The sequence below is a fragment of the Heyndrickxia shackletonii genome (assembly GCF_001420715.1).
Taxonomy (GTDB): Bacteria; Bacillota; Bacilli; order Bacillales; family Bacillaceae_C; genus Margalitia; species Margalitia shackletonii.
The window spans coordinates 521314-546963 of the sequence record NZ_LJJC01000015.1 but is presented as its reverse complement, the minus strand read 5'-3'; the positions used below and the strand labels follow the sequence as shown (position 1 = coordinate 546963).

At 37.8% G+C, this 25650-nt stretch carries 20 protein-coding genes and 1 riboswitch; of the genes, 15 read left to right on the top strand and 5 right to left on the bottom strand.

Features of this window, described 5'->3' with window-relative positions; genetic code table 11:
• Window positions 1–18: 18 nt before the first annotated feature.
• From AN964_RS24345 to AN964_RS24335, 3 genes are all read left to right on the top strand, one after another.
• Window positions 19–1545, top strand: coding sequence for a tripartite tricarboxylate transporter permease (locus AN964_RS24345; RefSeq protein ID WP_055742364.1), 1527 nt, complete (start codon window positions 19–21; stop codon window positions 1543–1545).
• A 213-nt stretch (window positions 1546–1758) separates the two neighbouring features.
• The gene (locus tag AN964_RS24340) at window positions 1759–3351 is read left to right on the top strand and encodes an ATP-binding protein (protein WP_083489543.1); all 1593 of its coding nucleotides are present in this window, start codon (window positions 1759–1761) and stop codon (window positions 3349–3351) included.
• On the top strand, window positions 3348–4046 hold the full coding sequence (locus AN964_RS24335; RefSeq protein WP_055742363.1) for a response regulator: 699 nt from the start codon (window positions 3348–3350) through the stop codon (window positions 4044–4046). Before AN964_RS24340 ends, AN964_RS24335 begins: the two co-directional genes overlap by 4 nt.
• 74 nt (window positions 4047–4120) lie before the next feature.
• Here AN964_RS24335 and AN964_RS24330 read toward each other — a convergent pair whose 3' ends face one another.
• Window positions 4121–5002, bottom strand: coding sequence for a DUF4349 domain-containing protein (locus tag AN964_RS24330; RefSeq protein ID WP_055742362.1), 882 nt, complete (start codon window positions 5000–5002; stop codon window positions 4121–4123).
• 406 nt (window positions 5003–5408) lie between these two features.
• Here AN964_RS24330 and tet point away from each other — a divergent pair, with 406 nt between their 5' ends.
• Window positions 5409–7376: a tetracycline resistance ribosomal protection protein gene (gene tet / locus AN964_RS24325; protein ID WP_055742361.1), complete on the top strand. Its 1968-nt coding sequence runs from the start codon at window positions 5409–5411 to the stop codon at window positions 7374–7376.
• A 47-nt stretch (window positions 7377–7423) separates the two neighbouring features.
• Here tet and AN964_RS24320 read toward each other — a convergent pair whose 3' ends face one another.
• The gene (locus AN964_RS24320; RefSeq protein WP_055742360.1) at window positions 7424–8605 is read right to left on the bottom strand and encodes a NupC/NupG family nucleoside CNT transporter; all 1182 of its coding nucleotides are present in this window, start codon (window positions 8603–8605) and stop codon (window positions 7424–7426) included.
• A gap of 218 nt (window positions 8606–8823) precedes the next feature.
• Here AN964_RS24320 and AN964_RS24315 point away from each other — a divergent pair, with 218 nt between their 5' ends.
• Together AN964_RS24315 and AN964_RS24310 are read left to right on the top strand one after the other, a co-directional pair.
• The gene (locus AN964_RS24315; protein ID WP_055742359.1) at window positions 8824–9273 is read left to right on the top strand and encodes a MarR family winged helix-turn-helix transcriptional regulator; all 450 of its coding nucleotides are present in this window, start codon (window positions 8824–8826) and stop codon (window positions 9271–9273) included.
• 18 nt (window positions 9274–9291) lie between these two features.
• Window positions 9292–10485 carry an MFS transporter gene (locus AN964_RS24310; RefSeq protein ID WP_055742358.1) on the top strand — a complete coding sequence of 398 codons (1194 nt, stop codon included), beginning with the start codon at window positions 9292–9294 and terminating at the stop codon, window positions 10483–10485.
• Between the two features lie 54 nt (window positions 10486–10539).
• On the opposite strand, the gene AN964_RS24305 is transcribed toward AN964_RS24310, so the two are convergent.
• Entirely contained in the window at window positions 10540–11025 is a 486-nt protein-coding gene (locus AN964_RS24305) for a QueT transporter family protein (protein WP_055742357.1), read from the bottom strand.
• Between the two features lie 8 nt (window positions 11026–11033).
• Window positions 11034–11078, bottom strand: a riboswitch (PreQ1 riboswitch).
• Between the two features lie 65 nt (window positions 11079–11143).
• Complete coding sequence (locus AN964_RS24300) at window positions 11144–11605, bottom strand: PaaI family thioesterase (RefSeq protein WP_437177126.1); 462 nt, start codon at window positions 11603–11605, stop codon at window positions 11144–11146.
• 160 nt (window positions 11606–11765) lie between these two features.
• Between AN964_RS24300 and AN964_RS24295 the strand changes: the two genes are divergently transcribed.
• A complete protein-coding gene (locus AN964_RS24295) occupies window positions 11766–12530 on the top strand; it encodes a MerR family transcriptional regulator (protein ID WP_055742356.1) in 765 nt (254 codons plus the stop codon).
• An 897-nt stretch (window positions 12531–13427) separates the two neighbouring features.
• Here AN964_RS24295 and AN964_RS24290 read toward each other — a convergent pair.
• Window positions 13428–15176, bottom strand: a complete 1749-nt coding sequence (locus AN964_RS24290; protein ID WP_055742355.1) for an alpha-glycosidase — start codon at window positions 15174–15176, stop codon at window positions 13428–13430.
• Between the two features lie 163 nt (window positions 15177–15339).
• Here AN964_RS24290 and AN964_RS24285 point away from each other — a divergent pair, with 163 nt between their 5' ends.
• From AN964_RS24285 to AN964_RS24250, 8 genes are all read left to right on the top strand, one after another.
• Window positions 15340–16611, top strand: a complete 1272-nt coding sequence (locus AN964_RS24285) for an extracellular solute-binding protein (protein WP_055742354.1) — start codon at window positions 15340–15342, stop codon at window positions 16609–16611.
• A gap of 227 nt (window positions 16612–16838) precedes the next feature.
• Window positions 16839–18122, top strand: a complete 1284-nt coding sequence (locus AN964_RS24280; RefSeq protein WP_055742353.1) for a carbohydrate ABC transporter permease — start codon at window positions 16839–16841, stop codon at window positions 18120–18122.
• Window positions 18123–18965: a sugar ABC transporter permease gene (locus AN964_RS24275; RefSeq protein WP_055742352.1), complete on the top strand. Its 843-nt coding sequence runs from the start codon at window positions 18123–18125 to the stop codon at window positions 18963–18965.
• Window positions 18966–19061: 96 nt separating this feature from the next.
• Window positions 19062–21431 carry a glycoside hydrolase family 31 protein gene (locus AN964_RS24270; protein ID WP_055742351.1) on the top strand — a complete coding sequence of 790 codons (2370 nt, stop codon included), beginning with the start codon at window positions 19062–19064 and terminating at the stop codon, window positions 21429–21431.
• 30 nt (window positions 21432–21461) lie between these two features.
• Window positions 21462–22484, top strand: coding sequence for a LacI family DNA-binding transcriptional regulator (locus AN964_RS24265; RefSeq protein ID WP_055742350.1), 1023 nt, complete (start codon window positions 21462–21464; stop codon window positions 22482–22484).
• A 170-nt stretch (window positions 22485–22654) separates the two neighbouring features.
• Window positions 22655–23377, top strand: a complete 723-nt coding sequence (locus tag AN964_RS24260; protein WP_055742349.1) for a ThuA domain-containing protein — start codon at window positions 22655–22657, stop codon at window positions 23375–23377.
• Window positions 23378–23474: 97 nt separating this feature from the next.
• Entirely contained in the window at window positions 23475–24503 is a 1029-nt protein-coding gene (locus tag AN964_RS24255; RefSeq protein WP_055742348.1) for a Gfo/Idh/MocA family protein, read from the top strand.
• Window positions 24504–24595: 92 nt separating this feature from the next.
• A complete protein-coding gene (locus tag AN964_RS24250) occupies window positions 24596–25633 on the top strand; it encodes a Gfo/Idh/MocA family protein (protein WP_055742347.1) in 1038 nt (345 codons plus the stop codon).
• Window positions 25634–25650: the final 17 nt, after the last annotated feature.

Below are 25650 nucleotides of genomic sequence, written 5' to 3'. Positions count from 1 at the left end.
AGGGGGAGTAAAAACATCATGAGTACCATTGAATATTTAGTACATGGATTTGGGACGGCAGTCATATGGTATAATCTACTATTTGCATTCGTCGGAGTATTAATTGGGACGGCAGTCGGTGTTTTGCCAGGAATTGGCCCGATGAGCGGGGTGGCTCTGCTTATCCCCGTAACAGCTTCCATTACGGGGGGGCTTCCGCCGGAAACAGCCGCAACGAGTGCGATTATATTACTTGCAGGTGTTTACTATGGGGCGATGTATGGCGGATCGACCACATCAATTTTATTAAATACACCTGGTGAGTCATCTTCTGTTGTTACAACATTGGATGGCTACCAAATGGCAAAAAAGGGTCGGGCAGGAAGTGCATTATCCATTGCAGCAATCGGCTCCTTTGTCGGCGGGATTGTCACACTTATTGCTTTAATTGCATTGGCAGAACCATTATCTAATATTGCCCTTAAGTTTGGACCTGCTGAATATTTTTCGCTTATGCTTTTAGGACTTGCAGCAGTAAGCGGATTGGCAGGAAAATCTGTTACGAAAGCGTTAATTATGACCGTTTGCGGTTTATTATTGGGAACCATCGGAATCGACAGTGTTTCTGGAATTGCTCGTTTCACTTTTAATATTCCATGGCTATATCAAGGGGTTGAATTTTTAACCATTGCCGTAGGATTATTTGCACTTGGAGAGGTGTTTAAGACCATCCTTGAAAAAGAAGAGGAAGAGGGAGGCATTGCGAAAATTAATAATATGATTCCTTCCAAAGCAGAAATGAAAGAATCTGCCGGTCCGATTGCCCGGGGATCCATTCTTGGATTTTTCGTTGGGATATTACCCGGAGCAGGAGCGACTCTCGCATCTTTTTTCTCTTACCTTTTAGAAAAAAGAATTTCAAAGAATCCATCCAAATTTGGAACTGGAACGATTGCTGGGGTTGCTGCACCAGAGACGGCGAATAATGCAGCATCCGGAGGTGCAATGATTCCTTTATTAACATTAGGAATTCCAGGATCAGGTACGACGGCCATTTTAATGGGGGCGTTGATGATGTATAACGTCCAACCAGGTCCTTTATTGTTTGAAGATCATCCACAAGTAGCATGGGGACTTATTGCTAGTATGTTTATAGGAAACGTTATGCTTTTAATCTTAAATCTTCCTTTAGTAAAGGTTTTTGCCAAAATCATTGAGACGCCTAAAAAATATTTAATTCCATTAATTATTGCCATTTCGATTTTTGGGGTATATGCAGTTCAAGTATCAACAAATGATTTACTGCTATTGTTGGGATGCGGAGTTTTTGGTTATTTTCTAAGCAAAAATGATTATCCGATTGCACCCCTCGTTTTGGGGCTTGTCTTAGGACCGATGATTGAAAATAATATGCGCAGGGCACTTACCATATCGAACGGTGATTATTCGATATTCTTTACTCGTCCTATTTCCCTAGCGTTTTTAATTGTAACAGTACTTTGGCTGGTGATACCGATTTTAATGAAAGCAAAAGGAAAGAAAGTCGTTATTAATGTAGAAGGTTAATAGGTTTTGACGAAAAATCTCCTTTAATGGGAGGTTTTTTTATATAATAATAGTATAATTGTTGTGAATTTTAAGAATATACTTCGTTAAATGTTCATTAAATTGTTCAATCGATAATACCAATTCACATAAATATCAAGGGCTCTTCATCAACAACAAACATTCATGCTCATTTAAAAGACTTGCAACTTCAATTAATAGAGGTGTTTATGGTTGCGTTTACATACGAAATTAATGGCCGGGATATGTATATTAATTTTTATGATTGGGGGAATTTTTGAATACACCTTTCGGGATATGATTGAAACCAATCTAAAGCATGAAAAAGGAACGAAGGCATTAGCGGTTGCCGAAACGATTTCCAATATGCCGGACATTAGGGAAGCATTCTATACAAAGAATCCATCCAGCATTATTCAGCCAATCGTGGAGAAAATTCGCAAACTGGTTGATGCAGAGTTCATTGTAGTTGGAAACCGTGATGAAGTCCGATATTCCCATCCTAATCCAAAGCGAATTGGTCAAACCATGGTCGGAGGCGACAATGCTGCTCCGTTAAGCGGTAAAGCTATCATTTCCGAATCAACTGGAACACTTGGTCCATCCTTAAGGGGAAAGGCACCGATTTTTGATAAAGGGAAAGTCATTGGAGTGGTGTCTGTTGGGTATCTCCAGACCGATATTGAAGAAGAGGTTGTAAAGCTTCAGAAAAAAGTTCTTATCATTACTTTTCTTGTTATGATTGGTGGTTTACTAGCGGCAGTTCTTATTTCTTTCCATATTAAAAAAGCCATCCTTGGGCTGGAACCAAAGGAAATTGCCCGATTGTATCAGGAAAAGCATGCTATTTTGGAATCGATTCACGAAGCGATTATTGCGGTGGACAAAGAAGGGGGTATTACAGTTGTAAATGAAACAGCACATAAAATTCTTAAAATCCCGCTTAACATGATCCTTCGTGGAAAGAAGATCGATGATGTGATAGAGAATTCACGTCTTCTTGAAGTAGTGAAAGCAGGGAAGGCAGAATATGATCAGGAATTTATGATTCTCGGTGAAGTATATCTTGTTAATCGTATTCCAATATTTGATAAGCATGGAAAGGTAATAGGAGCAGTTGCAAGTTTTCGAAATAAAAATGATCTCTCCAAACTTCTTCAAGAGCTTTCCCATGTAAAAGCATATGCGGAAGGGTTAAGGGCCCAAACTCATGAATATTCGAATCGGCTTTATACCCTGCTTGGTTTGATTCAGCTTGGCTCATATAAGGAGGCGATTGATTTTATTTCAAAGGAAGTGGATGTGACTCAAGGGTTTATTCACTTCCTTATGAAAGAGATTCCCGATCCGGTTTTAGCCGGGTTCATTCTGGGGAAATTTAGCCTTGCAAGTGAATTGAAGATTAATTTTACAGTCGATGAATATAGTAGTTTTAAAGATATTCCGAAAGAGATAAGCAGGGACTCCTTAGTAACGATTATCGGCAATCTAATTAATAATGCATTCGATGCTGTTAGAGAGAATGGTAAGGAAGAGAAACAGGTTATTTTGTTTTTAACAGACCTTGGAAAAGAACTCATTATTGAAGTGGAGGATAATGGAAAAGGGATTGATTCGGAGACGACAAAAAGAATTTTTCAAAAGGGGTTCACAACAAAGGATCGACAATTTAATGCAGGGATTGGGCTTTCATTAGTACAACAGGCTGTCTACCTGCTGGGAGGTACGATAACTTTTTCAACAAAAGTGGGAGAGGGTACTCATTTCACGGTAGCAATTCCAAAAAATAGGGGGATTTTGGATTGAATGATAGAAAGGATATTGAAGTTTTAATTGTAGAGGATGATTTGCGAATTGCAGAAATACAGAAACGCTTTATCGAACAGCTGGAAGGTTTTCAAACAGTTGGGATTGCGGCAAGTTATATAGAGGCAAAAAGTTATATGGAACTATTACAGCCGGACCTGATTTTGTTAGATGTTTATTTTCCTGATATGAATGGTCTGGATATTTTAAAAGAAGCAAAGCAGCAGCCGAACCAAATGGATGTCATCATGATCACGGCGGCAAAGGAAATCGATAAAGTGCAAGAGGCCATTAGGATAGGGGTATTTGATTACATTATAAAGCCAGTTATTTTTGATAGATTTAAAAATACGCTTATTCGGTATAGAGAATATCATACAAAGCTTGTCGAACTGCGAAAGGACCAATTACTAGTTACACAAGAACAAGTAGATGCTTTATTACGAAAAGATATTGATAGTTATTCTTCCGATAAGTCACTATTACCAAAAGGAATTGATCCTCTGACACTGGTAAAAGTGTTAGAAGTGCTAAAATTAGTGACAAATGGCGTAACAGCTGAATTTGTAGCAAAGGAAATGGGGGTTAGCAGAACTACTGCAAGACGTTATCTGGAGCATCTGATTGCAGAGGAAAAGATCGCAGCGGATTTGGCTTACGGAACGGTTGGCCGACCGGGCGGGTGTATATGGTGAAATAAAATAGAGCCTTAGCCGGAAGTTGGCTAAGGCTATTTACGGACCAAGTATATTATTTTTCTATCGTATTATTATTCGATTTTTTTCCTTCGATATTTCCATATTAAAAAGACGATAAATCCGATCAAACCTAATAAAACAATTACCGGAAGATTTCCAATCACAAAAACTATTAACCACGAAAGGAAGGAAACAAGGAAATTAATGCTCTTCATAAATTGTTTTTTTGTTTTTTCCCAGGTGTTCAATTGATTATTCTCGAGCCCAGGTACAACCACTTTATTTTCGGCCAAATTAATGGTGACGGTAGAAAGGTCGACTTGATTGTCGAGATATTTTATTTTTCCTTCCAGCGTTTCGATTTCTTCCTGTACCTTAGATAGCTCATTCGAAATTTCCAATAATGTTTTCGTATCCTTTGCCTCGTTCATAAATTGTGTAAGTCTTTTTTCGGTTAATTTCTTTGATTTTAACCGCGATTGTAAATCCACATATTCCTCTGTAACATCCTGTCCACTAACGGATTGATTTTCCACTTTGATCCCTAATAGTTTTACCTTGCTGAGAAATATTTGAAACTGCGCTTGCGGAACCCTGACGGTTAGATAGCCTTCTTGTCGCTCCTTTGTATCCTCATACAGTCTTTGATCGACAATATAACCACCCATTTGACTAGAAAGATCCCTGATTTTATCCTGAACATCCGGCAAATTTTTTACTTCCATTTGGAGACTGGCATTGTAAATTACTTTCCGGGATTGCACGTTGTGATTTTTTACGGTGTCTTGCTTTGCTTTGCTGCTTTGATCTAAGGAGGATTGTTCTGTTGTTTTCACGTGACCGGCATCGTCACGGGAGGATTTACTGCCGCTTTTAGATGATTCACTATTGCTGCATGCAACGAGTAATAGAACGGACAAACTTACTGAAATAACAGTATTCCAAAATCGCATTCATTTCTCACCTCTTTCTTTAATAAAAGGCTCTTTTCTTAAACTATGTTGCCTTTGTAGCAGAAAGTCTTATTAGCATCATTAGTTGGGAATAATCCCTATTAAGAAAAATTGCCCAAAACAAAAATAAATGTAGAGCAATGATCTATACGAAAACAGCCTTAATTAATTTCTTTTCATAATAGACGTAAGTACGACGAAATGGTTACAAAATATTGGAAGGTAATTATAGATTGGTTATTTTTTAATAATTTTATAAATTAACTACTTTATGTAAATTTAATTTGCGAACTTTTTCCAAATCGATATAATGAAAATAATAAAACGATTGGAGTGATTATCGTGCGGAAATTTAACAAACGAAAAGAGGAAATGACAATGAGAAATGAAATGAGGATATTCATACATGAACATAATAAATATTGGAATTGTAGCGCATGTAGACGCTGGAAAGACGAGTTTGACTGAACGAATCTTATTTGAAACTAATGTCATCGACGAAATAGGCAAAGTCGACGAAGGAAATACCCAAACAGACACATTAGAATTGGAAAAAAGAAGAGGCATTACGATTAAAGCATCGGTCGTTTCCTTTATGTTGAAGTATAAAAAAGTGAATCTAATTGATACACCAGGACATGCGGACTTTATTGCAGAGGTCGAGCGTTCCTTCTCTGTTTTAGATGGAGCCATTTTGGTCATTTCTGCCGTTGAAGGGATACAAGCACAAACGAAAATCCTGATGTCCATTTTAAAGAAACTTGAAATCCCGACCATTCTATTTATCAATAAAATTGATCGTAAGGGAGCACAATCTGCTTCTTTACTCGAGAAAATAAAGGGAAAGCTAACGGAGAATATTATTCCTTTATACACTGTTGAAAATATAGGAACGAAAGAAGCGCAAATAGTTGCAAAGCGTTTTGAGAAGGATTTTCTTGAGGAAATGATCGAAATAGTTGCCATGAATGATGATGTCATGCTTGAATCGTATGTTAACGGAGAAAAAATATCGGAAAGTATGGTCTTTGGTGCATTGAGGAAACAAGTAAGAGAAGCAAAGCTATATCCTGTCTTTTTTGGATCAGCCATGACAGGTATTGGAGTACAGGAGTTGCTTGAAGGTGTCGCTGATATGTTTCCGGCTAATCATGGCGGGGGTGATACACCTTTATCCGGGGTGGTATTTAAAATAGAACGAGAACCATCCGGAGAAAAAATAGCTTATGTACGGGTGTATTCTGGAAGCTTGAATGTCAGGGACTATGTGAATATAAATCGTAAAAAGTTGGAAGGGGAAATCGAGACATATTCGGATAAAATTAAAAAACTTCAGCTCTTTCAGGAAGGAAGCTGTGTTCAATCTCAAAAAGTTGTTGCTGGGGATTTTGGCAAAGTATGGGGACTAAGAAATATCAGAATTGGAGATGTTGTTGGAGAGTGGTCCGATCACATCGTAGACATTCGATTCGTAAGTCCACAGCTGGAGACGCGAATTGAAGCAATCCATAAGGAAAAAAGTCATCAGCTATACCAAGCTCTTCAATACCTTGCCGAAGAAGATCCGCTCATACAAGTGATAAAAGATGATTTTCACCATGAACTTTATATTCGGCTGTTTGGAGAAGTCCAAAAAGAAGTGGTAGAGAATACTTTAAAGGAACAATACCATTTGGAAGTTTCATTTTCAGAAACCCGAATTGTATGTATAGAAAAACCAAAAGGCACTGGTTTAGCTTACGAAATAATGGGAGCTCCAGGTAACCCATTTTACGCAACAATCGGATTCCGAATTGAACCAGGGAAAATTGGAAGCGGTGTGACCTATCAGCTAGAGGTTGAATTAGGATCTTTGCCGCTGTCATTCCATAAAGCAATAGAAGATACGGTATATGAGGTTTTACAACAAGGTTTATACGGGTGGGAAGTCACCGATATTGTTATTACACTCACTCATTCAGGATATGCAAGTCCTGTCACTACAGCGGCTGATTTCAGAAATTTAGTCCCTCTCGTCTTAATGGAGGCATTGCAAAATGCAGGTACAAATGTATATGAACCTATGAATGAATTTGAATTAACGGTTCCGGTCGGCAGCATCAGTACAGCAATGTTTAAATTATCGGCTCTTCAAGCAGAATTTGAGGAACCCATTGCTAGCGAAGAGATGTTTATCTTAAAGGGAACCTTGCCTATGGCTGTAACGGATAAGTTTAAGAGAGGTCTGAATTCTTTTACAGAAGGTGAAGGTATTTTTATGACAAAGCCTTTTGGATATAAAAAAATGGAGAATGATTATCCGACAAGAAAACGGGTAGATTATAATCCATTAAATCGAAAAGAATATTTAATGCATGTGATGCGAACCATTTAACATAGGAAACACCTGTCTTTGATGAAAGGCAGGTGTTTTTCTGATACTTATAAGACAAAACTAACAATAATAGCTGACAAAACACTAACCAAAGTAGCCCCATACAGCAATTTTAACCCGAAGCGAGCAACGGTGTTTCCTTGTTTCTCGCTCAATCCTTTTACTGCACCTGCTATGATTCCGATAGAAGAGAAGTTCGCAAAGGAAACGAGAAAGACAGAGATAATTCCTAAGGATCTTGGGCTAAAACTTGCCTGAATTTTTGTTAAATCTATCATAGCGACAAATTCATTTGTAACAAGCTTTGTAGCCATAATTCCACCAGCTTTCACCATCTCTGATCCGGGGATCCCCATTAAAAAAGCAAATGGTGAGAAAATATAGCCTAGAATTTGCTGGAAGGATATGCCAAAAAACAAACTAAAAACATTATTAATCGCCGCCATTAAGGCTACAAATCCAATCAACATTGCTCCAACAATAATAGCAACCTTAAATCCATCTAAAATATATTCGCCAAGCATTTCGAAAAAACTTTGCTTTTCTTCTTCTTGAATTTCCAAGATATCTTCTTTGCTGTCGACCCTATAAGGATTGATGATGGATGAAATAATAAATCCTCCAAATAAATTTAGGATGAGTGCGGTCACGACATATTTTGGCTGAATCATCGTCATATACGCTCCAACGATAGACATGGATACCGTTGACATCGCCGAGGCGCACAGGGTATATAATCGGTGTGCGGGCAAATGGCTTAATTGTTTTTTTACCGTAATGAACACTTCTGATTGCCCAACCATTAAGGAAGCAACTGCATTATACGATTCCAATTTTCCCATCCCATTTACTTTACTCAACACAAATCCAATCCCCCTCATAATGAGAGGAAGGATACGCAAGTATTGGAAAATCCCAATTAATACAGATATAAATACAATCGGCAGTAAAACATTTAAGAAGAAAGGAGATTCTCCTTTATTGGCGATTCCTCCAAACACAAACGAAATGCCTTGTTGAGCATAATCGAGCAGCTTCACAAAAATATTAGCGATCCACTTAATGAAAATTAACCCAAATTCAGTATTAAGCAAAAGTGCCGCTAAGATGATTTGAATGACAATCATCAGAATAATAGGCCGGTAGCGAACTTGTTTCTTGTTGTTGCTTGCTAGTAAGGCTAATCCTAAAACGACCAGCAAGCCAATGATAGCAATAACGTATTTCATTTTTTTCCTCCAATTTAATGAGATGCTCCATTCATGCAGCAACGTTTACCACATACAATAATTTCATAAACCTATGATGACTCAACAACGTATATTCTATACGAAATGGAAACTTCAATAGTGGTGTCATATACTAATTAACTTGTATACAAATTATATTTACACATATATTATGTTATTATATAATAAATTATATGCTCATAAAGGAGAATCTCTCTATGGTGATATCAATGGATAAGTCAATTGGATCAGCTTCTGTTCGTACTAGTAAAAAAATGAGTCGAATATTGAACCTTTATCTAAAACCGTTCAATATTACAACCGAACAATGGAGTGTGTTAAGGACATTAAGTGAGTCGGACCGAATCTCCCAAAAGGAATTATCTGAGCTCGCAGATAAGGATCAAGCAACACTCACTAAAATCCTTGATTTGCTTGAGAAGCATGATTTTGTTAAGAGGATCGCAAATCCCACAGACCGACGCTCGTACCTTATTGCGATTACGGAAAGCGGAATGGATCTTACGAAGAAAGTTGCTCCATATTCGGAGGATATTTTTACCAAAATAATCAACGGTATCGACGAAAAATCGCTTGCGGTTTATCAAGAAGTATTGCTTTTACTTGAAGAGAATATCGATACACTACTAGAGCAAGAAAACAACTAGAAAGAAGGAATTTTATCAATGAATGATTCATCTAGGTTGTGGACAAAACAGTTTGTCGCCATTGTGATAATGGCTTTTTTATTTTTCCTATGTCTGCAATTACTTACAGCAGGATTTCCGGCTTTTATTACGGAAGTAAAAGACAATCCGACAGAAGGGGGTCTAATGACCACTGTCTTCATGTTGGCCGCAATTTGCACACGCCCATTCATCGGATCCTTAATACATCAGATCAATATTAAAATGATGAGTATTTTTTCCTTTGCCTTTGTTGCCATTACCGTAGGATTAAGCTATGGCCAGGAATCGATTTCCTTTTTAATCCTTTTAAGAATTTTTCATGGGATTGGCTTCGGGATTATGTCTACGATTCTTGCCACTATGGCAACGAATATTATTCCGAAGAAAAAGCTTGGGGAAGGTATTGGATATTACGGTTTAGCAACTAGTGTAGGTACAAGTATGGGACCGATGCTTGGTCTTGCAGTTCTCCAATATTTTTCTTTTAATCTATTATTGATTATTTCTGCTTTATTAGCGGTTATTACATTGATTCTCAGCTTTACTATTAAGAAGCCGCAATCTGCAGCAGCTCCTAAAAAGATGGAAAAAGGCGCATTCAAAAAATACGCATTTGATAAGACAGCCTTTATTCCATGTATTTTAACAGCCTTTTTTACGATTACTTTAGGGGGCGTTATCAGCTTCTTAAGGGAGCTTGGCAAGGAAGAGAATATTAGTGGGTCAGTTTCATTATTTTTCTTAGTGATGGCAATTGTTATGGTAGTTGCACGTCCGATATCCGGACGTTTGTTTGACACATTTGGCCATAAACTAATTATTTATCCTTCCACTGTGTGCGGTATTATCGGACTCTTCCTATTAGCAATCACACATAGCTCATGGACATTGCTCTTAGCAGGATTATTCTACGGGATTGCGTACGGAACCGTAACACCTACCCTTCAAGCAATTGCAGTCAGCATCGTAACGAAGGATAAGCAAGGTACGGCAAATGCTATGTATTTCTCCTCTATGGACTTGGGGATGGCAATCGGATCCACGGGGTTAGGATTATTAGCTTCATATACGGGTTATCATTTCATCTATGGTTTTTCCATCTTCTGTTTAGTTGCCTTACTAATTGTGTACACGTTATTATTCGGAAGAAAGAAAAGCTTGGATGTCGTTCCAGCAACTCAGAATATGTAAAAAAATCGGCAGCTTTTGGCTGCCGATTTTTATTTTGGTGCTTGACACCATATATTAAACTCTCTTTTCAAAGTGTATGCGTTGGTTTAGTAGATACATAATTGGTGCACCGATTGCCATTACAACAAATTCTCCAATAGCTGTTGTAAGCCAAGTAAATAAAAATGGCAATTGGAAGGCTAAATGAAGTTCTATTGCAATTAAGAACATGGTAATGGTAAATACAATCGTATTCACGATCATACGAGTCCAAATATTTTTGATAAAGCGGCTAACAAGGATCGTAATCAGTAATGATATAATCGATTGCCCAAATCCGAAAACAAGATCATAGGCCCGCATCGGTGATAAAAATAGATTCGTAAGAAATACACCTAATAAAACACCATAGATGAACTTTTTATTAAATACAACTAAATGATTAAACATTTCAGAAACACGAAATTGAATATTCGTAAACCCAAATGGCTGAATAAAAAACGAAACAGCAATGTAAAGGGCAGCGACAATTCCATTCCCTACAAGCGTTTTAACTTTCATATAAATTCTCTCCCTTAGTTTTTTATCGTGGGATGGTTTCGAACCACGTATTACATACACAAAGTATAATGATAGGCCTATTTAATCATCTAGTCAATTGATTTTTCTTCCAAAAGTCTCAGCTTTCTTCTTTAACCGGGACAAAATAATGATCTTTACGATAAGCTAATGCTTCCATCGTAGCAATCAATTCCCCGTCACTTTCGACTTTTATGTTATACCAAGCGGTTCGGTGGTTTCGTTTTTCTTCCATGGCAGTTGCTTTTAACCGGGAGCCTTTCTTACCTGGTGCCATAAAATTAACGGTAGTGGAAAGCCCCACTGATGTTTTTCCGTAAGAATTGCAGGCAACTGCAAACACAAAATCAGCAATGGCGAAAATAATGGCTCCATGCACGGTTCCATGGGCATTTACCATATGGTCTGCTACATCCAGCTCTGCAACTGCCATTCCTTCACCCATTTCTATTAATTCAATTCCTAAAAACTGGGCATAAGGTTCAATTTTTAACTTCTGAAAAATTTCGTCCTTATACTGGCGGTGTATCTCCATTTCATTAATGTCATGCTTCAACTTAATTCCTCCCAATTCCTTTGATGATAAGGTAATTATATACTATTTGGAATTTTCGATATTAAGAATAACGCAATGATTTTCATTTAAATAACTTTTTTCATCAAACCTATTTACATTAACGTTACGTAAAGGTGTATATTGATGTTGTCAGGAGGGATAACACGTGGAGTACACAGTGCAAAAACTAGGGAAATTGGCCGGAATCAGTACGAGAACTTTGAGATATTACGATGAAATTGGGATTCTTAAGCCGGCAAGAATCAATTCATCCGGATATCGGATCTATGGTCCTCGAGAGGTTGATCGTCTCCAGCAGATTCTTTTCTATAGAGAATTAGGAGTCAGTTTGGAAAATATCAAAAATATTATGACTGATCCGTCATTTGACCGCACCAATGCATTGAAGGAACACCGCGAAAAGCTTCTGGCAAAGCGTGCGCAACTAGATCAATTAATTTCCAATGTAGATAAAACAATAGCTGTCACAGAAGGGAGAATAACCATGTCAGACAAAGAAAAATTTGAAGGCTTTAAGCAAAAAATGATTGAAGAAAATGAAAAGAAATATGGAGCGGAAATTAGAGCCAAGTATGGGGATGAGACAATTGACCAATCCAATCAAAAAATCAAAGGACTAACAAAAGAACAATATGCAGAATTGGAAAAATTGGGTGAGGAAGTTCTTGTGACTTTAAAGGAGGCAATGGCCACCGGAGATCCTGCAAGTGATTTAGCACAGAAAACTGCGGAATTACATCGTAAATGGTTAGGGTACACTTGGGCAAGTTACAGTAAAGAAGCACATGCAGGGCTAGCGCAGATGTATGTGGATGATGAACGATTTGCAGCTTATTATAACAAAGTACAATCAGGTGCAGCGGAATTTTTGCGTGATGCGATTCTTATTTATACAGGAATGAAAAAATAAAAATGAAAGAAAGGCGATTGGGAGGACCCGATCGCTTTTTTCTCTAGGAGATAATAAGTCGAGACAGGAATAATGCCCAAAATCGTGGATAGGCAAAGGATACGGTAACAATAGAGAGAGAATCGTGCCCGAAATCGTGGTAAGGTGTGGGAAACGGTAACAATAGTGGGGGAATCGTGCCCGAAAATGTGGTCAGACGAAGGAAACGGTAACAATAGAGAGAGAATCGTGCCCAAAATCGTGGATAGGCAAAGGATACGGTAACAATAGAGAGAGAATCGTGCCCGAAATCGTGGTGAGGCAAAGGAAACGGTAACAATAGTGGGGAAATCGTGCCCGAAAATGTGGTCAGACGAAGGAAACGGTAACAATAGAGAGAGAATCGTGCCCGAAATCGTGGTAAGGCGAAGGAAACGGTAACAATAGAGTAGGAACTCGTATTCGAAATTGTGATCAGAACATGAAATCAGAAACTATGAAACTGTATTAAATGATGATATCCAAATTAATCCTTAAGCATAAGTTGCACAAAATTAAGTAATATTCACTTACATTGACCAACCGCTGCGGTTCATCTAGTGCTAGATATACTTTTATTTATCTTGATGCTTCATACAAGGTGAAATTCTTTTTCTGCTTCTTAAAAGTAGAGGAAAATGTCAATAAAACAACCGGGGTTTATTGCCCCCGGTTGCTTTTAAAAAATATGTTTAAAAAAATGAAACAGCATTCTCGGAATAGCGGTCAGGATATTCCCAATGATTTCCCCAATGATTTCTACTAATATACTTTTGAAAAAGGACTCCTTATTTTTCTTTCTCTTTTTTAACATGTGGAACTCCTTATTATGGAAAATATATCATAATATTACCGCCGTAAACATGAAAATTCAACATCTTATTTGATTTTCCAAATAGCAAACCCAAATGGAGGAAGATCCATTTCATCTTCAATCTCCACCTGACAATTATTCCATAAATCAAGTGCGGTTCGAATGCCATTAACAAACGGTATCTCCACTTCTTTATCACTATTATTAAGCATAAATAGTAATGTTTCGTCTTTTGACTGTTTTTGGTATACAAGATAATTTTTATTTCTATCAGCCTCTAAAAAACGAAACTCTCCATCATTGCAAAAAACAGGATACTGTTTACGCAGTTGAATAAGATGTTTTACAAATGTGAAAAGTTCCTGATCCTGTTTCTCTTGATCCCAAATCATACATTTTCGGCAGCCAGGGTCCTGTCCGCCTGTCATGCCGATTTCATCTCCATAGTATATACATGGTGTCCCGATGAAAGATAATTGAAATAATAATAGGAGCTTGATTCGGTCCTTATTTCCATCTGCAAGTGTCAAGATTCTGGGTGTATCATGACTGCCAAGGAGATTAAACGCCACCTCATTTACATTTTTCGGATAGGAATGGAGAACGTTTGTAATAACATTCTTAAATTCCTCTGCACTGATTTTTCCTTTAGCAAAAAAGTCAAGTGCACCTTGTGTAAAAGGATAGTTCATCACAGCATCAAATTGATCACCTTGCAGCCAAGGCATGGAATCATGCCAAATTTCCCCGAGAATATAGGCATCTGGTTTTATGCTTTTTACTGTTTTTCTAAATTCACGCCAAAATGCATGATCTACCTCATTCGCCACGTCCAGTCGCCAGCCGTCAATATCGAATTCTTCTATCCAATATTTTGCAACATCCAATAAGTATTTTTTTACTTCCTCATTTTCTGTATTTAACTTGGGCATCTGTTCCGTAAAGGCAAAGGTATCATAATTGGGAACAGGAGTTGTTTTCACAGGGAATTCCCTCAGATGGAACCAATCCTTATATTTAGATTTCTCTTGATTTTCCAATACATCCTGAAACGGACCAAAATAAAAACCACTATGATTAAAAACCGCATCCAACATGACTCTTATGCCATGTTGGTGACAAATGTCTACCAATCGCTTAAATGTCTTTTTGTCACCAAATTGTGGATCAATTTCCATATAATCAATGGTATCGTATTTATGATTCGAAAACGCTTTAAATATAGGAGTAAAGTATATACCGGTAACACCTAAATCCACTAAATGATCGATATGCTGGATAATTCCTTCAAAATCACCACCAAAGAAGTTATCCCTTAAAGGCTCTGTACTTCCCCAAGGAAGCGTATTTTTAGGATTAATAGAAGGATTACCATTTGCAAATCTTTCCGGAAAGATTTGATACCAAACCGTATCTTTTACCCATTCGGGTGCACGAAAAATATCCGCTTGATGTAAAAAAGGAAAGCAGAAATAATATGCTACATCATCACATGGGGCTTCTGTAAAGAATCCCTTTTCCGTATAAATAATGGATTCATCATCATTTGTAAGTTCGAAACCATACCGCATTCGCCTGAACTCTGGTGAAACTTCCACAAACCAATAATCAAATAACCCGTCATTTCCGCTAAATGTCATATCTTTATAAGAAAAAATCCAGCCATCCTTATTCCAGTGATAAGGATCCCCATATAAAAGCCTTACTTTCTCCACATCGTTTTTCTTTACCCGTAATTGAATATGCAGCGTTTTTTCGTTATAAGCGTAAGCAAAATTGTTTTTTGGACGGTGGTAGATTGCCTCCAATTGCATCTTTGAACCTCCCAATCTAGAAAATTTTTATCGTATTTTTAGGTAAAAATATCATAAAAAAATTTTTTGTGCAAACGGTTGCTTTTTCTAAATGTCTGAATATATAATAATAGTGCAAACGTTTTCATAGTTTTCTATTTTTAAAAACAAGGGGGAAATTACTTTGAAGAAGTTTTTAGCATTAGTGTTTACTCTTGCACTTATGGTTGGAATGCTGGCAGCATGTGGGCCAAAGGATTCGAGCAGCGGCAGTGCATCTGATGGAGGAAAGAAAGCAGAGGATACTAAGAAACCTGAAAAATTACTTGTTTGGGAAGATAAAAAAAGAGGCGTAGCATTAGAGCCTGCAATTAAAAGTTTTGAAGAAAAATATGGTATTAAAGTAGAGTACAAGGAACTTGGCATGGCGGATGAAATGCAAAAGCAGCTACCGCTTGATGGTCAAGCAGGAACAGGTCCAGACGTTTTGACTCTTCCACACGATCAGCTTGGGGCATTAGCAACACAAGGCCTTCTTGCGCCGATTAAAGTGGACCAGTCCGTTCTTGACCTTTACACAGAATCTTCTATTCAAGCAGAAACTTATAATGGAAAATTATACGGATTACCAAAAGCTACAGAAACACCAGTATTTATTTATAACAAAAAGTACATGAAAAAAGCTCCTGAAACCTTTGATGAACTGTATACATTTGCTAAAGATTTTACAAAGGGTGGGAAATATGGATTTTTAGCACTTTGGGATAACTTCTACTTTGCTAACGCAATTATGGCTGGTAATGGTGGATATGTATTTAAAAACAATGGCGGTACATTAGATGCTAAGGACATTGGTTTAAACAACGATGGAGCACTTACTGGTGCTGAATATATTGGAAAATGGTATAAAGAAGGATTATTTCCGAAAGGAATCGTTGGCAAAAGTGGCGGTTCTGCAAAAGACGGGCTTATGAATGATGGAAAAGTGGCATCTGAAATGGATGGTCCATGGGCATTCCAAGGTCTGCAAAATGCAAAAATTGATTTTGGTGTTGCACCACTGCCTAAATTACCGAATGGCGAATATCCAAAAACATTTGTAGGTGTTAAAGGCTGGCAAGTATCTGCCTTCTCTAAGAACAAAGAGTGGGCTACAAAGCTAGTAGAATGGCTGGCAAATCCTGAAAATGCAAAAATTCGTTATGAAAAAACTGGGGAGATCCCTCCTGTTAAATCTTTAATGGAAGACTCGATTATAAAAGATAATGAAGGTGCAAATGCTGTTGCAGTTCAATCTGAACGTGGGGTTCCAATGCCAAACATACCGGAAATGGGTCAAGTTTGGGAACCAATGGCGACTTCTCTTCAATTAATTGCAACAAACAAGCAAGATGCTAAGAAATCACTTGATGATGCTGTAAAAACCATTAATGAGAAAATAGCTTCAACAAAATAAGGATAAATGAGTGGTAAAGCGGTGCCTCTTTCTTGAGGCGCTGCTTCAAATTTTTAAATCAATGCTCCATAAAAAAACATATAGGGCACTTAGTCGTTCTTTAATTAAATGGCAACAAAAGACCCCAAAAGGAGGTTTGCATGTAAAGCTCTTTTGAGGGTTGGTATGAACCTCTAGATGCTAATGTTTCACTTACATATTATGAAGAAAGGGGAGCGGGTTTGTACATGGAAATGGAAGTAAGTCAATCAAAACATCAGAAATCTGCTGTAGCTTTGTCTATAATCCCGGGGTTTGGTCAAATTTATAATCGACAATATATTAAAGGAATTATTTTATTCATTCTTTCTTTTTCATTCATTGTAGTTTTTAAGGATCTTTTAAACATGGGGTTATGGGGAATTGTGACTTTAGGAGTAGAGGTGCCTAGAGATAATTCCATCTTTTTATTAATCGAAGGAATCCTAGCACTTATTGTTGTCGTATTTGGATTAGGTCTATATGCCTTTAATTTTTATGATGCTTTTCATAACGGGAAAAAGAGGGATCATGGTATCCAGTTAACTACCTTACGTCAGCAGTATCGCAATGTAGTAGATAAAGGGTTTCCTTATTTAATTATATCTCCTGGTATGTTTCTATTAATCTTTGTAGTTATTTTTCCAATATTGTTTGTGGTTTTGTTAGCATTTACTAATTATGATTTATATCATTCTCCGCCTGCAAAGTTAGTAGATTGGGTTGGCTTTAAAAACTTTACAGATATCGTAAAGTTAAATATTTGGAGATCTACATTTATTGATGTTTTTTCATGGACTGTCATTTGGACATTTGTTGCAACGACCTTTCAAATCGCTATCGGAATATTTTTAGCGGTTCTTGTAAACCAAAAGGATTTAAAATTCAAGAAACTTTTTCGAACGATTTTAATTTTACCTTGGGCTGTTCCGGCATTTGTTTCGATACTTGTATTTGCCGGGATGTTTAATGATACTTTTGGAACCATTAATAACGATATTTTAGCATTTTTCGGTATTGACCCAATTCCATGGCTAACAAATCCATTCTGGACGAAAGTTGCCTTAATTATGATCCAGTCCTGGCTCGGTTTCCCTTTTATCTTTGCAATGGTAACAGGAGTATTACAATCGATTCCAGGCGAATTGTATGAAGCTGCAACCGTGGATGGTGCGACTATTTGGCAGCAATTTAAAAGAATTACGTTGCCGATGATATTATTTTCTATCGCTCCGATTCTGATCACTCAATATACATTTAATTTTAATAACTTTAATATTATCTATTTATTTAACGGCGGTGGTCCAGCGGTTCCGGGCCAGACAGCCGGCGGCACAGATATATTAATTTCATGGATTTACAATTTAACACTTGAAACGAAGCAATATGCGAAAGCAGCTGCTATTACACTGATTCTATCGATCATTGTTATTAGTGTAGCGATTTGGCAGTTTAGAAGAACGAAATCATTCCAAGAAGAGGATATGATGTAAATGAGTATAAAAAAACAAAAATTCATTCGTTTAACTTTAACCTATATTATTTTGGCGATAGTTGCGGTCATGATTATTTACCCTATCTTGTGGATTGTTGGATCTTCCTTAAATCCCGGAGATAGTTTATCTGGATCTTCGATTATTCCAAAGAATGCCACCTTTTCACATTACAAAGAATTATTTGATTTGGATAAGAGCCAATATTTACTTTGGTATTGGAATACGTTAAAAATTTGTTTTTTCACGATGGTTTTAGCCGTTTTCATGATAGCCCTAATGGGATATTCCTTCTCTAGATACCGTTTCAAAGGAAGAAAATACAGCTTAATGACCTTTTTGATTTTGCAAATGATTCCAAACTTCGCTGCCCTTATTGCGATTTATGTATTAGCATTAGAAACACATTTAATTGATAAACATATTGGGCTCATTTTGTTCTATGTAGGTGGACTTCTTCCTATGAACACATGGTTGGCGAAGGGGTATTTTGATACGATTCCTAAGGAATTAGATGAATCTGCAAGAATGGATGGTGCTGGCCACTTCAGGATCTTCTGGCAAATAATTTTGCCGCTTGCCAAGCCTATTTTGGCCGTTATCGCCTTGTTCAGCTTTATTTCTCCCTTTACGGATTTTATTATTGCAGGCGTTTTATTGCGGTCAGAAGATAAATATACCCTTGCTGTTGGGCTTTACCAATTAGTGGCGAAACAATTCGGAAATGAATTTACAACATTTGCTGCAGGTGCTGTGCTCATCGCAATTCCTATTTCTATCTTATTTTTATCCCTGCAGAAATATCTCATTTCTGGTTTAACTGCCGGGGGAACAAAAGGGTAAACCATTTTATATTTTTAGAAATTAATTAGAAAAACGCATTTTTCAATAGAAATAACCTCTTTGAAAATAGCTTTACGAAAATAGGAGGTATACACCATGCAGGATACCAGCTTTGCCATCCATCCAGGAAATAAGAAACAATTAAAGGATACTCCATACCGAGACATCGGTTCGTTTGAAGCATATGAACAAAATGGGAGTTTCATAGAAATAAAATGTGAGCAAGGGTATGTAAATATTGTCCTTTACAGAGAGGATATCATTCGGGTTGTCATGAATCCTTTTCAAAAACCAATAATGACAAGCAGCTTTGCTTTAATCACAGGTCCTAGAGATGTTTTCTTTCAGGTTCAAGAGGAGCGTGATCATCTTTATATTACGAGCAACAATCTTAAAATGATGATCCAAAAATCACCGCTCCGAATCAATGTGTTTTCAATAGACGACAGACTGCTGGTTGGAGAAAGCGAACGTGGAATGGGCTTCAATGAGCAAAAGGAAGTTATATGTTTTAAGGATATGCAAGAAAATGATCATTTCTATGGATTTGGGGAAAAAACAAGCTTTCTAGATAAGCGTGGAGAAAAGATGACAATGTGGAACAGTGATGTATATGCCCCGCATAATCCGGAAATTGATGCGTTATATGAGTCTATTCCATACTTCATGACGCTTCGTGATGGGAATGCACATGGAATCTTTTTCGATAATACGTATAAAACCGTGTTTGATATGAAGAGTGAACAGGATTGCTATTCCTTTTGGGCAGAAGGGGGACAAATCGATTATTTTGTCTTAGCGGGCCCAACCCCAAAAGATGTACTGGAACAATATACAACTTTAACAGGAAGAATGCCGATACCGCCTAAATGGGCGCTTGGTTATCATCAATCCCGTTATAGCTATGAAACAGAGCAAGAGGTTCGTGAATTAGCAGCAACCTTTATGGAAAAGGGCATTCCTGTTGATGCCATCTATCTTGATATCCACTACATGGATGGATATCGTGTGTTTACATTTGATTTAGAACGTTTTCCGAATCCAAAACAACTTATTTCTGATTTGAAAAAATCAGGTATTAAAGTTGTCCCAATAGTGGATCCAGGGGTGAAAGAGGATCCTGAATACCAAACCTATCAAGAGGGGATATATGGTAATCATTTTTGCAAATATATGGACGGAGCAATCTATCACGGAGATGTATGGCCTGGAAATAGTGCCTTCCCTGATTTCACTAAAACTAAAACAAGAGAATGGTGGGGAGAGAAGCACCGCTTCTATACAGATTTAGGAATTGAAGGCATATGGAATGATATGAATGAACCAGCGGTATTTAATGAAACAAAGACGATGGATGTTAAAGTTATGCACGGAAATGACGGGAATCCCAAAACCCATAGAGAAATGCATAATGTGTACGGGCTTTTAATGGGTGAAGCAACTTATAATGCGTTAAAGCAGCAAAATAAAGGAAATCGCCCATTCTTACTAACGAGAGCAGGATATGCAGGAGTTCAACGTTATGGAGCAGTTTGGACTGGCGATAACCGTAGTTTTTGGGAGCATTTGGCGATGGCATTGCCAATGTGCATGAACCTTGGAATTTCCGGTGTACCGTTTACAGGACCGGATGTTGGCGGATTTGCTCATGATGCAACTGGAGAATTGCTTGCCCGTTGGACACAGTTCGGCGTTTTTACACCATATTTTCGAAATCACAGCGGACTTGATACCGTCAGACAGGAGCCATGGTCGTTCGGAGAAACGATTGAGAATGTGGTGAAGAAGTATATTCAATTAAGGTATAAATGGCTGCCGCATTTATATACCTTATTCTATAAGGCGAGTGAAACAGGCATACCAGTTATGAGACCTTTATTGATGGAATATCCAAATGACCCTAACACCTTTAATCTTTCCGACCAATTTTTAATTGGCGAAAATGTTATTATTGCACCGATTTTGAGCCCTACTACCAATCATCGTATTGTCTATTTGCCAGAAGGAAATTGGTATGATTACTGGACAAATAAACTTTATGAAGGGAATGCTCACATAATGGCAGAGGCTTCCCTTGACACATTACCGATTTTTGTAAAAGAGGGATCAATCCTTTCGCATGGCAAGTATATAAGGAACACTTCTGAATCATTGGAAAAGATGGAAATCCATATTTATAAAACGGAAAATGGTTCTAGTAAATATAGACTTTATGATGATGACGGAAAGACATTTGAATATGAGAATGGTGCTTACTTAATGAAGGAATTTCGCTGTCATTTCCATAGTAAAACGATTACAATAAACATGGAAGATTTACACAGTGTTTATCAACCAAGCTGGAGAACGCTTGAGTTCCACCTTCATGGTGTGGCGGAGGAAATAGAAGTAATATTTAATGAAAAGAAAATAGAAATAGATTTAGATGAACAAAAGGGAACTGCGATATTTCAAGCATCTATCTAGAATACTAACTTATGAAAAGGGGAGGGTAGCATGACAGTTACAATTAAAGATGTAGCAAAATTAGCTGGGGTTGCTCCATCAACAGTCTCGAGGGTCATTGCGAATAATCCGCGAATTAGTGACTCCACGAAAAAAAAGGTCAGGGATGCAATGGACTATTTAGGATATCATCCCAATATAAATGCAAGAAGTCTAGCTGCCCGATCTACACAGGCTTTAGGTCTTGTAATGCCGAGTTCCGCAGATAAGGCGTTTCAAAACCCTTTCTTTCCGGAAGTCATCAGAGGAATTAGTACAAAGGCCCACGAAAAAGGTTTTGCGCTCTATATTTCCACAGGTATGAATGAAGCGGAAATTTTTGATGGAGTAGTAGAAATGGTGCAAGGAAGACGGGTAGATGGAATCATTCTTCTTTCAACCAGTATGGATGATAAAATAGTCGAATATTTGTATTCTTCGCACTTTCCATTTACTGTTGTAGGAAAGCCATATAAATATGAAAATAAAATCTCCCATGTGGATAATGATAATTACCGGGCTGCAGGGGAATTAACGAAGCACTTAATAGATTTGGGGCATGAACGAATAGCGTTTATTGGAGGCAGTCTTAATCTCGTTATGACAACAGATCGGCTACTCGGTTATGAAAGGGCTTTACGGAATGCGAACATACCCTTTCGTGAGGATTATATTGTTCATGAGGAATTTTTAAAAGAAGGTGGAAGCGGTGCGGTTGAAGCTCTAATGGCATTAGCGGAACCGCCAACTGCCTTTGTCGTAATGGATGATTTAATGGCTCTTGGCGTACTGGGAATGCTGTCTGAAAAAGGTATATCCGTGCCGGATGATGTTTCTGTAGTGAGCTTTAATAATGTGATGCTTGCTGAATTGTCCAATCCGCCGTTAACAAGTGTTGATATCAATATTTTTCAATTAGGATACAGAGCGGCAGATTGCTTATTAGATACTCTTGAAAATGAAGATAAAAAGCCCGAACGAATCATTATTCCTCATAAAATAATCGATAGAATGTCGAGCGCTCCTTATAGATAAAGCAAGAAAAACTAAATGGAAAGATTGTTCTTTCCATTTTTTAATAAAATTGATCTGCAAATTTAATTATTTTAGAATCTTTCATTCGCATACATTAATTAGAAAGTCATATATTTAGGGACAGGGCTTCTTATCTCACTAAATTCATACTTAAAAAGGAGTGTTTTTTTATGGTAAAAGTTACAGTCTGGAATGAAAATCGACATGAAAAGAAAAATCCAGTGGTAGCCGGTATATATCCAAATGGAATTCACGGAGCTATTTCTGCTTTTTTAGAAAAAGGGGGCTTCGATGTTAAAACAGCAACATTAGATGAACCGGAGCATGGATTAACGGATGAAGTATTAGCAAACACAGATGTTCTTGTATGGTGGGGACATATTGCACATGATGAGGTGTCAGATGAAACGGTAAATAAAGTTGTTTCAAGAGTTTTAGATGGTATGGGGTTAATTGTTCTACACTCTGGCCATTTTTCAAAGGTATTTAAAAAATTAATGGGAACATCCTGCGACCTGAAATGGCGTGAAGCAGACGATCGTGAAAGACTTTGGGTTGTAGATCCAAGTCATCCGATTGTAGCGGGATTAAATCAATATATTGAATTAGAAAAAGAAGAAATGTACGGTGAGCATTTTGATGTACCTGCACCGGATGAGCTTATTTTCTTGAGCTGGTTTGAAGGCGGAGAGGTGTTCCGCAGCGGATGTACATATCGACGCGGAAACGGCAAAGTTTTCTACTTCCGACCTGGGCATGAAACATATCCAACTTATCATAATGAAGAAATTCAAAAAGTTATTACAAACGCTGTTAAGTGGGCTGCACCTGTAGACCATGCAAGACCTGTATATGGAAATGCCAAGCCATTAGAGGAAATTTCAAAAAAATAGCAGAGCTAATCTCATAATTTTATAGAAGCGGTAGATATCACCTTGAGCAAGAATGAAGGAAGTCAAACCGCTTTCCAATCTTAAGGAGGAATGCCAAATGACAATAATAAAGGTTGGCGTAATTGGCTGCGGGAGTATTGCTGGACATCGCCACTTACCCGAATATGCAGCGAATCAGAATGTCGAAATTGTGGCAGTATGCGATATTGTCGAAGAAAGAGCAAAGGAAAAAGCTGAAAAATATGATGCGAAATTTTACACCAAATATGAGGATCTTCTAGCAAACGAAGAAATTGATGCTGTCAGTGTTTGTACACCAAACTATCTGCATGCACCAGTCTCCATTGCAGCTCTGAACGCTGGAAAGCATGTACTCTGTGAAAAGCCAATGGCCACATCAGATGCTGAAACAAAAGCAATGATAGAAGCTGCTGAAAAAAACGGAAAAAAACTAATGATTGCTCATAATCAGCGATTTGTTCCTTCTCATGAAAAGGCGCGTGAATTCATTGAATCTGGTAAGCTAGGAAAAGTGTACAGCTTCCGCACTGCGTTTGGTCATGGCGGTCCTGAAGGCTGGAGCGTGGACGGTGCTGACAGTTGGTTTTTTAAAAAAGAGAAAGCATTTATTGGAGCAATGGGGGATCTAGGGGTTCATAAAACAGATTTGCTTCGCTATATTTTAAACGAAGAAATAGTAGAGGTTGCTGCTTTCGTCGATACATTGGCTAAAGAAAATTCAACTGTAGATGATAATGCGGTTTGTATTTTAAAGACGGAAAGCGGAATTGTCGGTACGCTTGCAGCAAGCTGGTCCTATGTTTCAAAAGAAGATAACTCAACGGTAATCTATGGTGAGAATGGTATTTTACGTCTAGAGGAAGATCCAGACTATTCCCTAGTGATTCAACATAAAAACGGGGAAGTGGAGAAGTTCGATTTAGGTAAAATCCAATCGAATGAGGATGGCGGTCAAAATACTTCCCATGTGATAGACCAATTTATTCATAGTCTTGTAGACGATACAGATGTGCCAATTAACGGGTATGAAGGGATGAAATCGCTGAATGTCATACTTGCGGCACTAGAGTCCAGCGAAACTGGCAAAATTACAAAGGTGAAATGAGAGTCATTGTAGAATCTATAAATATGAAAAAATAAGGAGAACCATGGCCAAAAAAAGTGGTCTAATCACTTTCTTGAAATGAGGTGTTTTTTATGAGTAAGTTACGCTTGGGTGTTATTGGTGTTGGTGGAATAGCAGTTGGTCGTCACATACCTGCTTTTCGAAAATTGAAAGAAGAAGTAACCATTGTTGCAGTAAGTGATGTGAATATTGAACGTGCAAAGAGTGTTGCAGAAGAATTTGATATTCCCCATTCTTATGAAGATTATCGTGACATGCTTTCAGAGGTAGATGCTGTTGTCGTATGTACTCCAAATAAATTTCATTCGGAAATAACCGTCCACGCTATAGAAGCTGGTGTCCATGTCCTTTGTGAGAAGCCAATGGCGATGACGGCTGAAGAATGTCAAGCAATGGTAGAAGCTGCGAAAGCAGCAAATAAAGTATTAAGTATCGGTTTTCACTACCGCTATATGAAAGAATCACAAGCAGCGAAAAAAATAATGGCCACAAAAGAAATTGGAGATCCATTAGTGGTCCGTGTTCAGGCATTACGAAGAAGAAAAGTACCGGGTTGGGGAGTTTTTACTAATAAGGATCTACAAGGTGGAGGCAGTCTCATTGACTATGGATGTCATTTGCTTGACTTATCACTATGGTTGATGGGGAATCCAAAGCCTATTGAAGTAACCGGAACTACATACAATACGTTAAGTAAACAGCCTGGCCAGGTCAATCAATGGGGCAGCTTCGATCACGAAACCTTCAATGTTGATGATCATGTAACAGGTTATATTCGTTTTGATAATGGTGCTTCGATGCTTCTAGAAGTTTCCTGGGCAGCTAATATCGAAAGTGATAAGGAAAGCGTTACAATTTCTGGCGACCAAGGTGGACTTGAGGTATTTCCATTTAAATTGAACTATGCGAAGCATGGGATGCTTTTTAATAGTGAAGCTACCTGGATTCCAAGTGAGGAGGATCCTGGCTACAGCCAAGCGAAGAACTTCGTGGATGCTTGTGTAAATGGAGCAGAACTAGTGGTGAAACCGGAAGAAGCCTTATTTGTTTCACAAATTATCGAAGCTATTTACAAAAGCAGTCAAGAGAAGAAAAGTGTACAACTTTAAGGAATGGTGGGGATAGT